We start from the raw sequence: 13,764 nt of genomic DNA, 5'->3' as shown, positions 1-13,764 counted from the left end.
GTGTTTAGGGGGGAAGTTCTTGTGAAAGGTTTGGAGCAAGAAGCTTTAGATCTGCTGCCGTTTGGCATGATGTTTATGGATCGGGACAAGCGGATTGTACTTATGAATCGTTATGCCGCCGATCGCTTTTCACTTAAGTCTGACAAGGATATATTTTTGCAGGATGTACTCCAGGATTTGAGCATGGAGCCTTCCGATCCAAAAAGAAGTATGCAATTTAAGCTGGGGGATGAAGCGTTTGCCGCTCAGCGTTTTCCCTTTTTTCTACAGGGTCAAGGGGAAGGAGAAGTATTGGTTTTTCAGCGGGCGTCCGAGTTACAGGAGATCGTCGAGGAGCTGGATTTTTATAAAAATCTGAATTTCGATTTAAAGGCGATTTTTGATATTTCTTATGATGTGATTTATGTATCTGATGGCCAGGGGATTACCCTTAGGGTTAGTTCCGCGTGCGAAACGTTATGGGGCTACAAGGAAGAAGAACTGGTGGGAAAAAGCGTATATGAATTAGAAAGAGAGGGAGTGTATTACCCTTCCATTACCCGTCTCGTTCTGGAAAAGCAGGAACAGGTATCGATGATTCAAACGACCAAGACAGGCCGCCGCTTGAAGGTAGTCGGCACCCCGATTAAAGATGATGAGGGACGTATTATTCGTGTTGTCAATGCCTCCAGGGATATTACGGAGATTAGTCAGCTTCAAGCCGAGATTGAATTGCTTAAGCAATTAACGGAAAGCTACCGGAAAGAAATTATGGACCTGCGCTCCAAGAAGGAATTTGAGAAGGAAATGATCTACCGGAGCGAACAGATGAGAAAAGTGGTTTCTTTCTCGCAAAAGGTAGCCAAGGTGGATTCAAGCGTACTGCTGTTAGGTGAATCGGGAATCGGCAAAGAAGTGCTGGCTTCTTATATCCATAAATGGAGTCACCGTCATGAAGGACCGTTCATTACCGTTCATTGCGGGGCCATTCCGCCGCTGTTACTGGAGACCGAATTGTTTGGTGACGAGAGTGCGGCGGAAGTGAAACTAGGCTGCTTGGAAATGGCACATGAAGGAACCTTATTTTTGAATGAAGTGGATGAAATTCCACCGGCTCTGCAAGTGAAATTGCTTCGAGCCATCCAGGAAAAAAGGATTACGCGGATGGGAGGGAGCACTTCCGTTGAGATTAACGTAAGAATCATTTCCGCTACGGCACAGGACATCGAGCAGAAGGTACAGTCCGGACAATTCCGAAAAGATCTGTATTACCAGCTGAATGTTGTTCCCATTGCGATTCCTCCGCTGCGCGAGCGGAAAGAGGACGTTATTCCCTTAATCCTTTATTTCACAGACCAGTTAAACCGAAAATACGGGCTGAAGAAGAAATTTAATCCGCTCGTTTTAAAAAAAATGCAGGAATACGCTTGGCCGGGAAATGTCCGCGAACTGCAAAATATGACCGAAAGACTGTTTGTCACAACGGAGGACGAATGGATTCATGAGGAGCATTTGCCTGACCATGTGAACGTCAATGTCAGAGAACATAAAGGTATCCAGATTCATCAGATTATGCCCTTAAAGGATGCTGTTGAATTATTGGAAAAAGAATTGCTGCAATTGGCTCAAAAGCGGTATCATTCGACCACGAAAATCGCTGAAGTGTTAGGAGTAAATCAATCTACGATAAGCAGAAAGTTAAGTCGGTGGAAGGGAAAGCAATGAATTATGCATCTTTGCATATACGGTTATGCATTAATGCATAAAAAGAAGGAAGCGATGGATATGGCTAAATATCCTGAATTTATAAGCTTTCTACTAAAATGACTATGCGATGCTGCATAGTTATTTGTTTTTCAACCTATTGTTTAACTCCAAGAGCCTTGTTATAAATGAAAGGTAAAGCGACACTGGGCTTACGTCGAAAGCGTTTGCAGACCAATGTTGTTTAATAAGACAAGGAGTGAGAGGATTGAAGTACCGGTATTTGATTTTTAGCATGATCGTATTTATGACGGTTATTAACTACATTGACCGTGGAGCGATTTCGTACGCCCAAGCCGCGATTATCGCAGAATTCGGTCTTAATCCAAAGTCATGGGGTGAAATCCTGGGTTACTTTGGCTACGGTTACATGATCGGGGCGCTGTTCGGCGGGATGCTGGCCGATAAGAAGGGGCCGAAGTTTGTTTGGATTGCGGCGGGGCTGGCTTGGTCTGTTTTTGAGATTGGGACCGCTTATGCCGGTTATATCGGAATGACCCTTTTAGGCGGTTCCGCCATTGCCGGCTTTGCTCTGTTTCGGGTGTTGTTCGGTCTGTCCGAGGGGCCGCTTTTTTCTACCATCAATCGCACGATGGCCAACTGGGCCGCTCCCAAAGAAAGAGGATTTGCCGCTTCGCTCGGATTGCTCGGCTCGCCGCTGGGGGCTTTGCTGACAGCCCCGGTAGCTGTCGGATTGCTTTCCATTATGGACTGGAAAAAGATGTTCCTCGTTTTGGGTATCATCGGAATCATTTGGGTCGTGATTTGGATGAAGATGTTTACCGACAATCCGGAGGATCATCCGAAAGTATCCAAGGAGGAGTTGGCTGAAATCCGGTCCACCGACGGTTTGTTGAAAACCGAGCAGGTCGTAAATCAAGGACCGAAGGTACATGTCCCATGGTATCATTTCTTTAAAAGTCCGACGTTGGTCATGAACGCCATCGGATATTTCGCCTTCCAATACGTCAATTTCTTGATTTTGACCTGGACACCTAAGTATTTGCAGGACACCTTTGATTTTAAATTATCTTCTTTGTGGTATTTAGGGATGATCCCTTGGATCGGCGCCTGCGTCACCGTATTGCTCGGGGGGAAAATCTCCGACGCTCTTCGCCGGAAAACAGGCAGCTTGCGCATCGCCCGTTCCGGTTTGGCGGTTGTTTCCCTTCTTCTTACGGCGATCTGCTTTATGATGATTCCGACTGTAAACAGTGTAGGGGCCGTGCTTGCTCTGATGGCCATCGGGAATGCGTTTAACTTTTTGCCTAATTCCGTGTATTGGACCGTTATTATCGATACGGAACCTACCCGAGCGGGGACCTTTGGAGGAGTTACTCACTTTATCACGAATATAGCTACTATTGTCGCTCCTACGTTAACAGGTGTACTGGTTGCGTCAAGCGGGTATACGGCTATGTTTGTAGCGGCAGCCGTTGCAGCAGGAATAGGGATGGTGGCCATGATCTTTGTGAAACCCGGCAAAAGGGAAAAAACAGCTTAATCGACGAATATTTCACATTCCAAGGCAGCCCCCGACTAGGGGGTGCCAATCCAAGGTGAGAGGAGATTCCAAATGTCCGATTCTAATCTGTTAAAGCTCGATATCGCGACGCTTTCGAAGAAGCTTCGCAGCAAGGAAATATCTCCGAAAGACATTGTCACCCCATTGCTAAAAAGGATAGATGCCCTCAATCCGGTGCTCAATGCTTTCATTACGGTAACGGCGGAGGAGGCGCTTGTACAGGCCGAACAAGCCGAGGCCGAAATCGCGGCAGGTCAATACAGAGGACCGCTGCACGGAATTCCCGTCGGATTAAAGGATCTGATTTATACCAAAGGCATAAAAACCACCATGGGCTCCGCGATTTACAAAGATTTTATACCCGATGCGGATGCCAGTGTGGTCCGGAAGCTAAAGCAGGCCGGTGCCATTGTGATCGGAAAACTCAACACGCATGAATTTGCCTATGGACCTACGGGCGATATTTCTTATTTTGGCCCGGTGCGCAACCCCTATGATACGTCCAAAATGACCGGAGGGTCCAGCAGCGGCGCCGGTGCGGCCGTCGCTTCAGCACTCTGCTTCGGAGCTTTAGGAACCGATACCGGGGGCTCTATCCGGATTCCTTCTTCGGCATGCGGGATTGTCGGAATGAAGCCTACCTTTGGGAGAGTAAGCAAACACGGAGTATATCCGTTGGCCTACACGCTGGACCATATCGGACCGATGACACGGACCGTTCAGGATAATGCGGAGCTGCTAGGCATCTTGGCCGGTTACGATCCTGAGGACCCGTTTTCGGTGGAGCGAGCGGGAGAAGATTTTACCCGTTATATCGGGGAACCGATTCGAGGCAAGGTGATCGGTATTCCATCGACCTTCTATTACGACCTGATTGATGATGAAATCCGCGCCAAAATAGACGACGCCATCAATCTGTTGAGAACCCTGGGCGCAGAAATCCGAACGGTGGATATTCCGGTTCTTTCCGAAGTGTCATGGGCACAGCTGAAAACGATACAAAGCGAAGCTTATGCGGTTCACGAAGAGCACTTCAATTCTTCCGCGGAAAAATATCATCCGGAAGTGTTGGAACGGCTGCAGGTAAGCGCAGAAGCCAAGGGGTATGAATACGTGAAGGCTCAGGACATTCGCCGTCGCGCTCAGGAGTCCTTTCGTCATGTTTTCGAGCATGTGGATGTGCTGGTTACGCCAACCCTCCCCATCCTGCCTCCGAATATCGGACAGAAGGAAATCCGGATCAACGGACAGGACGAGCCGGTTCGTGCCGCCCTTCTCCGCTTAACAGGACCAACCAATTTGACGGGACTGCCCAGCCTTTCGGTTCCATGCGGTTTTTCAAAGACGGGCTTACCGATCGGGATGCAGTTCATCGGAAGGCCTTTCGATGAGGCGTCATTATATCAATTCGCTGCCGCTTTTGAAAAGGAAGCCGCCATCCCTGCATTACGATGGGAAATTAAATAAGCAGCCCGGGGGGATGCATTCATAAGGGCAGAGTAAGGTAAGCATGCCACTGAAAAAGTTTTGCAAGGCGGAGAATTTGTAGAAGTACGGCTAAACCAATGGAGAAGGGACCGCCCCGATGTCTATTTTAGACGGAGGAGCGGTCCCTTTGCTGTCTTTGATGATGTCCATTCCCTTTCGCTTAAAAGATTGTAGGGCCGGAAGGCTATGCGGGAGGTTCCCCCTTGTTGCCATACTCGATGGCCTTCTCCCAGGTTACTGCAACACGTGTGATATCTTCTTCATTAAGATCATTACCTATCTGTACTTCAATGAATACGAGCGGCGTAATGGCCTTCACTGTATGTTTGGCCCCGCAGGGGATTTGAATCACGTCGCCGGTTTCAATGGTGGAGAGTCGGCCCTCCAAAATCAGCTCACCGGATCCGGAAATGACGGTCCATACTTCTCTTCTTTTTTGGTGAGAATGATAGCTCATATTTTTGCCTGCATGCATCTCGATCTTTTTAATCAGAGTTTCCGTTTCCTTTTCTGTTTTCGAGTAGTCCAATACCCGACAGGTTCCCCATCTTCTTTCATCATACATAGGCCGTCGCAGGATGCTATTGACTTGCTGCTTGATTCGATTGGCGTTGGTTTTACTGGCGACAAGAATACCATCGGCGCTTGCGGCTACAATAATATCGGATACATCGATCACATGAACGGGAAAGGAGAGCTCATTGACCAGTTGGGTATTCACAGAGTCATCTGACACCTGGCCTAAACCGACGACGCTGCTGCCAAGATGATTCGCTAATGTATCCCAGCTGCCCAAATCGTTCCAGGTCCCGCCGTAGGGGATCACTACCGTATGACCGGTTTTTTCCACAACTTCATGATCAAAGCTAAGCTCGGGCAATTGTTCATACCGATCAAGCCATTCCTCATATTCAACGGGCAGACCTCGGCTGCTTAAGTAAGAAAGCATAAACCGTAGGGAAAAGGCGAAAACACCGCAATTCCATAGAGCGTTCTTTTGAATCAGGAAGCTTGCATGGTTTGCATCCGGTTTCTCCACGAATTGGGCAACGGGATAGTATTCCGCCTTGTTTTGGATCTTCGGCACAATGTATCCATATTGACTGGAGGCGTGAGTAGGGGTGGTTCCAAGAAGGGCGAGATCTGCTTGGGATTGGCTGAGGATATGCGGCATCTGATGAAAAATATGGAAAAAGGACTCCTCAACGAATAAATCAACAGGAATAATACAGACGGTTTCATCTGCATCGGCATGCACTTTGGAATGAAAATAAGCTGCGGCTAAAGCGACTGCCGTGAAAGTTCCTCTTTTGTGAGGTTCGCTAATGATAGGAACGCGGTCGCCAATATGATTTATGGTAATTTCAATTTGGCTTTGATGAGTAACGATCGATGTGTATGGAAGCAATCCGGCTGACTCCAATTGTCTGCAAATCCTTTGGATCATGGATTCCTTGACCCCGTCTGGAGATTCCAGCAGCTTAAGAAATATCTTCGATCGGATTTCATTGGAGAGCGGCCAGAGTCTTTTCCCGGAACCACCGGATAGCAAAACAATTCGCAAGACTATTCCTCCTTACAGGAAGCCTTTAGGATCTTCGTTGTTTTTTGAACAATAAAAAAAGTATACATTGTTTTCAGCGGTGCCGAAATCTTTTTTTAGTACAAGTAAACCTGCCTTATAATGGCGGTCGCTCATCCATGGACGAATAGACGTTTTCTTCTTATTCGGATCACCTTTTCGATAGCTTGTTTTAATGTGAATCCGGCACGGAGCCAAGATTGATTAAGCATATCCCTTCTGCCTTGCCTTCCCTTCTGTCTACAAAGACCCGGGTTTCGATACGCCAATCTCATTTGTCTTTTTAGGCTCTGAATATCCGCTTCCGCCCAGCGTTGTCCTTTTTGTGCGAACAAATGGCGGAAAGTAGGTGATATGGAGTGCCGGCTATTCATGCTGATCGCCGGAGGTCTAAGCTGATAACGGATGAAAAATGAATTTCCGGAATGCAAGAAGTCCATGTGTCCGCCCCATCCGGTAGCGATAACGGGAACACCGCTGGACAGCGATTCAAGAAAAGGTAAGCCTACGCCTTCCCCTCGGGAAGGCAATACAAAGACATTCCCCAGAGTATATATCCCTTTCATCTGATGCTGCCTCAGACGATGTGTGATAATGGAAACCGGAGCAGTTTTTTTGCGGATTCGAAGCATTTTTTTGTAATTGCGAATTTTATTTTTAATCCATTCTTCCTTTTCAACCCGGCTGTATCCATTCGTTTTGATTACTAAAGCGACTCGATCGGCGGAAGAAAACTCTTCCCAGTAGGCTCTTAATAAAGCCTCGGGATTTTTACGGTGTTGGAAACCAAATATGGAAACAAATATGAACCTTCCTGACAGCTGTTTTAACAGCAGCTTCTTATTCTTCGGCTTAAAAATATGGATATGCACTCCATGCGGGACAATAAATAGGGGTACCTTCACGCCGCTATTTCTCATGGCGACCTTATTATGAAGCGAAGGGACGAAAACGGCATCAAACTGATTGATATTAGGCAGCCAGCAGCGCGGTATTTTGGTTGTTTCCCATACGGTATTCAAAATGATGTAATCGTAACGTTTTCTTTCCTTTTTCAGGTTAATGGTATTTGGCGGATAATGATATACTAAAACCTTGGGTTTGTTTTTGGCGTATGGCTTTTGTGCGAATTTCGCAAGCAGGGTATTTGTTCTGTTTGGTGTTCTGGTCAACTGATGCGTTTTCACATCCACTTTCACATCCACGCCTCGCCGCTGCAAAGCAAGAACATACTCTCTGCTTGCTATTCCAAGACCGCTGGCTCTACTTACAGGCCCTCTCCATACCACTTGATAAGCAGTCATTGTACCAGTCCCTTAGGTTTTCTTGAATACCACTTCCGCTTGTGGAAGGAGATGGACCTGAATTTCTTAGCCAGCTTCTTGATCTTGGACGGGGATAACTGTGAAGCATTCATATTTAAACTTTTGTTCAAAGCCTTCTTAAGTATGAGCTGGCCGGGGGATCTGGAGTAGAGGAAGTTCCCATACGTTTCAAATTCGGAAAAAGCAAACGGTTTGGACTTGTCGCTTTGGCGTATAATCGCCCGGTACCAGCTTGTATGATGTCTGGCTTCAATAGCCTTCTTCAGCTTGGCAAGCTTTGATTTATCAAACAGCATATAGTGGGTGACAAATGAGACGGGCGAAGAGGCCTTGGTTCCCAATAGCTTTTTGTAGGTTTTGAAATATTCATTCTGGCTCCAATTTCGGCAGTAAAACACGGTTTTGCCACCGGTTCTAAACCTGTGGGGACGAATCAGTACCGTATCGGCATCGATGACCAAGTAAAATTTTTGGGAACCTAAGGAATCGCCGCCGAGCTTTAATAGCTGCTGGTAAAGCCAACCCGACTTATCCCATTTCCTGGAACGGTAATGAATATGCTTTTTGGTAATCGGCAGGACGGCAGTCTCATTGATAAATCGGCACCCTTTATGGCGGCATATGTTTTTGATTTTTTGGCTGTTTGGAGAAACGATCATAATGCTGCCTATAGGATGCTTTACATGCTTTCTGATGGCATCAATCACATAAGGGAGTGTACCCGAATCCTTCTCAATCGCCGGGATGAGCACATCGATTTTGGTTTTGCTTTTGGGCGGGTTCTGAGTTGGAAGTCCCATCTCTTCATCTCCATTTGCTTGATACTGTAGTAAATGATCTCCACTATAATATGTCTTTTTTAAGGGAATGGTTTGGGCAAAAGGGACGGCGTGAGGTATATATGGAAATGAAAGTGCCGCTTCTAGACAAAATATCCAATCCATATTTTATTGACAGGGTCTCATGCAAATAGTATGATTTATTCAATCTGAACCATTATACAATTACGGGTATGATCGACATGAACATAAGCGGAAGCGATGTACGTCGTATGGGTGACGCCTTTTTCGATCGAAAAAGGTGTTTTTGCTTGGGGGGGACGATATGATTCAACTTATTGATTTGCATAAAGAGTATAAGACGAAAAAAGGAATGGTCCTCGGTGTCGATCATGTCAATTTAACCATCCGCAAAGGGGATATTTTCGGCATTGTCGGTTACAGCGGAGCCGGTAAAAGCTCGGTGCTCCGGTGTATCAACCTGCTGGAGAAGCCTACCTCGGGCAAAGTGGTGGTCGATGGCGTGGATCTGACGTCGCTTTCGAAGGAAGAGCTAAGAGTCGCCCGCCAAAAAATCGGGATGATCTTCCAGCACTTTCATTTGATCACCAGCAAAACGGTGTTCGAGAACGTGGCTTTCGCGCTTAAAGCTGCGGGGAAACCGCCATCTTTGATCGACAAGCGGGTCACCGAGCTCTTGCAGCTGGTAGGACTGGCTGACAAAGCGGAGCATTACCCGGCCCAGCTCAGCGGCGGCCAGAAGCAAAGGGTAGGTATAGCGCGGGCATTAGCCAATGATCCTCAGGTGCTGCTGTGCGACGAGCCGACCTCCGCTCTCGATCCGACCACAACCCAATCCATTTTGTCGCTGCTTCGCGATATCAATAAAACCTTAGGCCTGACTATCGTACTCATCACGCATGAAATGGAAGTGGTGAAGGATTTATGTCATCACGTCGCCATCATGCAGGACGGAAAAATTATTGAAGAAGGCTCGGTTTATGAGATTTTTGCCAATCCGGTTCAACCGTTGACCCGGGAATTTATTGCCAACACGCTGGAGTTCAAACTGCCCCGGAAATTATGGGACAAGCTCGATCCGGCCGGGAAAGTGGTCAAAGTATTATTTCGCGATGAAGCGGCTGAACAAGCGATTATTTATGACATGCTGAAAGCGAGCGGAATCAAGGCGAACATCCTGCATGGCAAGATTGAATATATCGGGGACAAGCCTCTGGGCACGTTTATTATGGAAGTGACAGGAGAACCCCTGGAGATCGACAACGCGCTGCAATATCTGGTGGATCGATCCTGCGGAGTGGAGGTGGTAGACCGTGTCGAGTAGCGAATTCCTTCAATTGTTGCCCGATATGCTCAAGGCCTTTTATGAGACCTTGTACATGGTCGGCATCTCGCTCGGCGTAGCCATCGTGTTGGGTATACCGATAGGAATACTGCTTTTTGTCAGTGACCGGGGATTGTTCTCCGAGAATCGTACGCTCAATGTGGTGGTAGGATTTGTGGCGAATATGATTCGTTCCATTCCGTTTTTGATCCTGCTCGTACTGCTCCTGCCGTTCACGCATTGGATTCTCGGGACGACCATCGGCCCGACAGCGGCGGCGGTTCCGTTATCGGTGGCGGCCATTCCTTTCTATGCACGGCTGGTAGAGGCATCGCTGCGGGAAGTAAACAAAGGCGTTATCGAGGCTGCGGTGGCGATGGGCGCGAAGCCGTGGCTTATTATCCGTGAAGTGCTGCTGCCCGAAGCCAAATCGGGAATTATTTCGGGATTGACGATCACGGCAATCAGCCTGATCGGCTTCTCCGCTATGGCCGGTACGGTCGGCGGTGGAGGGATTGGCGACCTGGCCATTCGTTTCGGGTATTACCGGTACGATAATCAAGTGTTGTTTACAACGGTTATTTTGCTGATCGTGTTAGTTCAAATCATTCAACATATCGGGGATTGGGCCGCACGTAAAGTAGATAAGCGTTGAGATAAATATGATTTCAAAGGGGGAAGGGAAACCATGAGAAAGCATGCTGTACTCATGATGATTCTGGCATTGGTTTTATCTTTGCTTGCAGGCTGCGGAACCAAAGATGCCGGGAGCGACAATGGCGCCGATGCGCCTAAGCAAGAGCAGAAAAAAGCATTAAAGATCGGAGCAACGGCCGGCCCTTACAGCGATATGGTCGGTAAAGCGATTAAGCCGATTATGGAAAGCAAAGGCTACACGATTGAAGTTGTGGAGTTTAACGATTACGTTCAGCCGAACAAGGCGCTTGCCAACGGCTCGATTGATGCCAACCTGTTCCAGCACATTATTTATTTGAAAAAATTCGCATCGGACAATGGTTTGGATCTCAAAGAAGTGATCAGTGTACCGACGGCTCCAATGGGACTGTATTCCAACAAGTTTAAATCGCTTGATGATATCAAAGAAGGCAGCACGTTAACGGTCGCCAACGATCCGGCCAACCTGGCCCGCACGCTGCTTATGCTTCAGGATATCGGATTGGTTACCATCAAAAAGGATGCCGATCCATCGAAAATATCCGAAAAGGATATCGACCAAAACCCGAAGAAGCTTGTTATTAAACCGCTTGAAGCCGCTCAATTGCCGCGTACTGTAGATAGCGCCGATTTGGCTGCGGTACCGGGCAACTTTGCACTTGCCGCCAAGATGGATCTGACCGCTGCTTTGAAATTGGAGAACATGGCGGAAAACTACCGCAACGTACTGGTTGTGAATACGAAAGATGTCGAAACTCAATTCGCCCAAGATCTGAAAGCTGCGATTCAATCGCCGGAGTTTGAGAAAACGATCGACGAACAATTCAAAGGCTTCTCCAAGCCGGAATGGATGACAAAGAAGTAATAAAAATTAAGGCTCTCCGCTGAGGGGGCCTTATTTTTTTGCCGTCGGGATGCGCAAAAATTTGGAAAATATGAATTTAAAAATCGACAATTTTTTTGTATAATGTTTGTAAATACATATTCAACCAGGTAGCGCTGTCTTTCCCATTCTTGTAGCTTTTTTTTTACAATGAGGTGCTGACATGAACGGAAATTCAATCATGCAATTAACAAAAAAGTTACAAGTATCAAACGGCGGGCATATTTTATACTTTTACGATGATTTGCAGCATTATCTAAATAATGCGCTTTCATATATTGTCACCGGTCTGGAACACGATCATCATATTCTGTTTATTGACTCCGAAGAGAAAAATCGTCTGATTGAGGAAAAGCTGAAGCAGATTCTATCGAATGAACAACGGTGTAAGGTGCATTTTTATGACCGATGCGTTTTTTATGGGGCGCACGGAGATTTTAACAGTCAAACCATCGTGAATCAATTCGGTGAAATGCTGCAGCCTTTTTTGAGTAAGCATATTTCTATACGAACGTGGGCCCATGTAGATTGGAAGGAACAAGAAGGTATTGCAGATTTGATTGAGAAGTACGAAGTGATAGCTGACAGCAATGTTTACGGAATGGGATTGTTATCCGTCTGTGCCTATGATGCGAAAAGTGTACCTGCGTCACTTCTTATGAAGTTAATGAGAAGCCACGAGTACCTGATGACGGACAATGAACTGATTCGTTCCAATTTATATAAGAATACAGATGAAACGGTGATATTTCCTTCCCTTTCGGTTCAGTCCGAAATGCAATCCGAAATGGATTTATATAAGCAAAAGCTGGATTTTGTTCATGTGGTGTCCCACGAAGTCCGCAATCCGCTGACGATTATCAAAGCGTATGCTTCGATGGTGCTTAAATCGGAGTCTCATCTAAGTCCGGGCAGCATAGAAAAGATGAAATCGATTGCCGACTGCGTGGATATTATAGATAATGAAATTTCATATATCATCTATACGGAACAGATGTTATCAAACGACTTATTATGGAATAAAGAAATGATCCGGCTTTTGCCGAGTATACAAGAAGTCATCGATTTTATGAGTATTAAAGCGAGAACGCAAGAGATTCAGCTTGTTTATACACTGGATCTGAAAGGAAACGAGAAGCTTTTCAACAATACCATCGGATTTAAATTAATATTGTCGAATTTATTGAGCAACGCGATAAAGTATAGTCATGAGCATTCCAAAGTCATATTCTCGGCCGTCAGTGACGGGAAGAAAGTAGTGATGAAGATTAAGGATCATGGTGTGGGCATGCATGAACACCAGCTTCAAAATTTGTTTCAAAAATACGGGAAATTCAATCAAGAAAAAAGCGGTCAAGGGATTGGTCTTTACATGGTAAAGAAGCTTCTGGATCATTTTGAAGGCACGATCCATATCCAGAGTACATACAATCAAGGTACGGAAGTAAGGGTTGAGCTGCCGTTAGCCGAATCATAAAGTCATGAGTGGGATCACTCTTTTACAGCCTGTAGACAGCATTCCTCACGGAATGGGATTCTACGGGCTGTTTTTTTATTTTACGCAGACAGAAAAAAATAATTTTGGGTAAATTTCCAAAATATTGATTGACAAAAGAAGGATAAAAGAATACAATTAATACTAACATACTAATAGTTAGATATTAACTATTAGTAAGTAAAAATAGGGAGGTTGTTACAATGGCTAAAACAAAATGGATTGTCGACCCTACGCACAGCAGTATCGATTTTACGATCAGACACATGATGATTGCGAAGGTAAAGGGGACCTTCCATACCTTTGAAGCGAATATTGAAGCCGACCCCACAGATCTGACAACCGCTGACGTTCAATTTAGTATCGATTTAAGCAGTATTGACACCCGGAATGATGATCGTGATGCGCATTTGCGTACAGCTGATTTTTTTGATATCGAGAAGTATCCGAAACTGACCTTCCAATCTACCCAAATCACGAAAACAGGTGACGGGGAATACAATGTGACCGGCAATCTGAACCTTCATGGCGTCACTCGCCCTGAAACATTCTCCGTTACATTTGAGGGTCAGGGCAAAGATCCTTGGGGAAATGAGAAAGCCGGATTCAGCGGTCAAGGCAGCCTGAAGCGCAGCGACTACGGCTTAACCTGGAACGCGGCATTGGAAACAGGAGGCGTGCTCGTCGGAGACGAGGTTAAAGTTTCGATTGAGATTGAAGCGTCGAAACAAGCCTGACATGGATATATAAACAGCATGCCGGATCCCTGTGAATCAAGGGCACCCTATCGGGTGTCTTTTCACATACCGGCGGGGAAAGGCCGATGGCCGTTAGTGTAAAATCTCCGTGGGTGTAGGAATTGGAAAAAGCGGATATAGAAAAAGAGCTTCTCCCTTGGTAAAGTGATGTTTGCGCACAACACAC

The 13,764-nt window shown here is 46.2% G+C and carries 11 protein-coding genes; 8 read left to right on the top strand and 3 right to left on the bottom strand.

Annotation, left to right across the window (positions count from 1 at the left end; genetic code table 11):
- The first annotated feature begins 21 nt into the window (after positions 1–21).
- The 3 genes from BLT35_RS22995 (at position 22) to BLT35_RS22985 (ending at position 4,735) form a co-directional block, all read left to right on the top strand.
- Complete coding sequence (locus tag BLT35_RS22995; protein ID WP_254777645.1) at positions 22–1,704, top strand: sigma 54-interacting transcriptional regulator; 1,683 nt, start codon at positions 22–24, stop codon at positions 1,702–1,704.
- Between the two features lie 274 nt (positions 1,705–1,978).
- On the top strand, positions 1,979–3,247 hold the full coding sequence (locus tag BLT35_RS22990; protein WP_082661036.1) for an MFS transporter: 1,269 nt from the start codon (positions 1,979–1,981) through the stop codon (positions 3,245–3,247).
- A 72-nt stretch (positions 3,248–3,319) separates the two neighbouring features.
- On the top strand, positions 3,320–4,735 hold the full coding sequence (locus BLT35_RS22985) for an Asp-tRNA(Asn)/Glu-tRNA(Gln) amidotransferase GatCAB subunit A (RefSeq protein WP_074729847.1): 1,416 nt from the start codon (positions 3,320–3,322) through the stop codon (positions 4,733–4,735).
- A gap of 205 nt (positions 4,736–4,940) precedes the next feature.
- On the opposite strand, the gene BLT35_RS22980 is transcribed toward BLT35_RS22985, so the two are convergent.
- The 3 genes from BLT35_RS22980 to BLT35_RS22970 all read right to left on the bottom strand — a co-directional run bounded on the left by BLT35_RS22980 (position 4,941) and on the right by BLT35_RS22970 (position 8,463).
- On the bottom strand, positions 4,941–6,320 hold the full coding sequence (locus BLT35_RS22980; RefSeq protein ID WP_074729846.1) for a sugar phosphate nucleotidyltransferase: 1,380 nt from the start codon (positions 6,318–6,320) through the stop codon (positions 4,941–4,943).
- 131 nt (positions 6,321–6,451) lie between these two features.
- Positions 6,452–7,642: a glycosyltransferase family 4 protein gene (locus BLT35_RS22975; protein ID WP_074729845.1), complete on the bottom strand. Its 1,191-nt coding sequence runs from the start codon at positions 7,640–7,642 to the stop codon at positions 6,452–6,454.
- On the bottom strand, positions 7,639–8,463 hold the full coding sequence (locus BLT35_RS22970; protein ID WP_062410256.1) for a DUF6492 family protein: 825 nt from the start codon (positions 8,461–8,463) through the stop codon (positions 7,639–7,641). The genes BLT35_RS22975 and BLT35_RS22970 overlap by 4 nt, the downstream gene beginning before the upstream one ends.
- 304 nt (positions 8,464–8,767) lie before the next feature.
- Here BLT35_RS22970 and BLT35_RS22965 point away from each other — a divergent pair, with 304 nt between their 5' ends.
- The 5 genes from BLT35_RS22965 to BLT35_RS22945 all read left to right on the top strand — a co-directional run bounded on the left by BLT35_RS22965 (position 8,768) and on the right by BLT35_RS22945 (position 13,577).
- Entirely contained in the window at positions 8,768–9,787 is a 1,020-nt protein-coding gene (locus tag BLT35_RS22965) for a methionine ABC transporter ATP-binding protein (RefSeq protein WP_074729844.1), read from the top strand.
- 25 nt (positions 9,788–9,812) lie between these two features.
- Entirely contained in the window at positions 9,813–10,442 is a 630-nt protein-coding gene (locus tag BLT35_RS22960) for a methionine ABC transporter permease (protein ID WP_054817054.1), read from the top strand.
- A 33-nt stretch (positions 10,443–10,475) separates the two neighbouring features.
- On the top strand, positions 10,476–11,327 hold the full coding sequence (locus BLT35_RS22955; RefSeq protein WP_062410258.1) for a MetQ/NlpA family ABC transporter substrate-binding protein: 852 nt from the start codon (positions 10,476–10,478) through the stop codon (positions 11,325–11,327).
- A 199-nt stretch (positions 11,328–11,526) separates the two neighbouring features.
- A complete protein-coding gene (locus tag BLT35_RS22950; protein ID WP_217634741.1) occupies positions 11,527–12,822 on the top strand; it encodes an ATP-binding protein in 1,296 nt (431 codons plus the stop codon).
- Between the two features lie 221 nt (positions 12,823–13,043).
- Positions 13,044–13,577 carry a YceI family protein gene (locus BLT35_RS22945; RefSeq protein ID WP_054817004.1) on the top strand — a complete coding sequence of 178 codons (534 nt, stop codon included), beginning with the start codon at positions 13,044–13,046 and terminating at the stop codon, positions 13,575–13,577.
- The last annotated feature ends 187 nt before the right edge of the window (positions 13,578–13,764 follow it).

Source organism: Paenibacillus naphthalenovorans (genome assembly GCF_900099895.1).
GTDB lineage: Bacteria > Bacillota > Bacilli > Paenibacillales > NBRC-103111 > Paenibacillus_G > Paenibacillus_G naphthalenovorans.
Note: the sequence above shows the minus strand (reverse complement) of the source record. Positions and strands in the feature narration are given on the sequence as shown.

Bases quoted from the DNA above. Each gene is read 5' to 3' on its own strand.
- BLT35_RS22990 (WP_082661036.1), top strand. From the start codon at position 1,979: ATGATCGTATTTATGACGGTTATTAACTACATTGACCGTGGAGCGATT.
- BLT35_RS22955 (WP_062410258.1), top strand. From the start codon at position 10,476: ATGAGAAAGCATGCTGTACTCATGATGATTCTGGCATTGGTTTTATCT.
- BLT35_RS22965 (WP_074729844.1), top strand. From the start codon at position 8,768: ATGATTCAACTTATTGATTTGCATAAAGAGTATAAGACGAAAAAAGGA.
- BLT35_RS22950 (WP_217634741.1), top strand. From the start codon at position 11,527: ATGCAATTAACAAAAAAGTTACAAGTATCAAACGGCGGGCATATTTTA.
- BLT35_RS22975 (WP_074729845.1), bottom strand. From the start codon at position 7,642: ATGACTGCTTATCAAGTGGTATGGAGAGGGCCTGTAAGTAGAGCCAGC.
- BLT35_RS22985 (WP_074729847.1), top strand. From the start codon at position 3,320: ATGTCCGATTCTAATCTGTTAAAGCTCGATATCGCGACGCTTTCGAAG.
- BLT35_RS22970 (WP_062410256.1), bottom strand. From the start codon at position 8,463: ATGGGACTTCCAACTCAGAACCCGCCCAAAAGCAAAACCAAAATCGAT.
- BLT35_RS22945 (WP_054817004.1), top strand. From the start codon at position 13,044: ATGGCTAAAACAAAATGGATTGTCGACCCTACGCACAGCAGTATCGAT.
- BLT35_RS22960 (WP_054817054.1), top strand. From the start codon at position 9,813: ATGCTCAAGGCCTTTTATGAGACCTTGTACATGGTCGGCATCTCGCTC.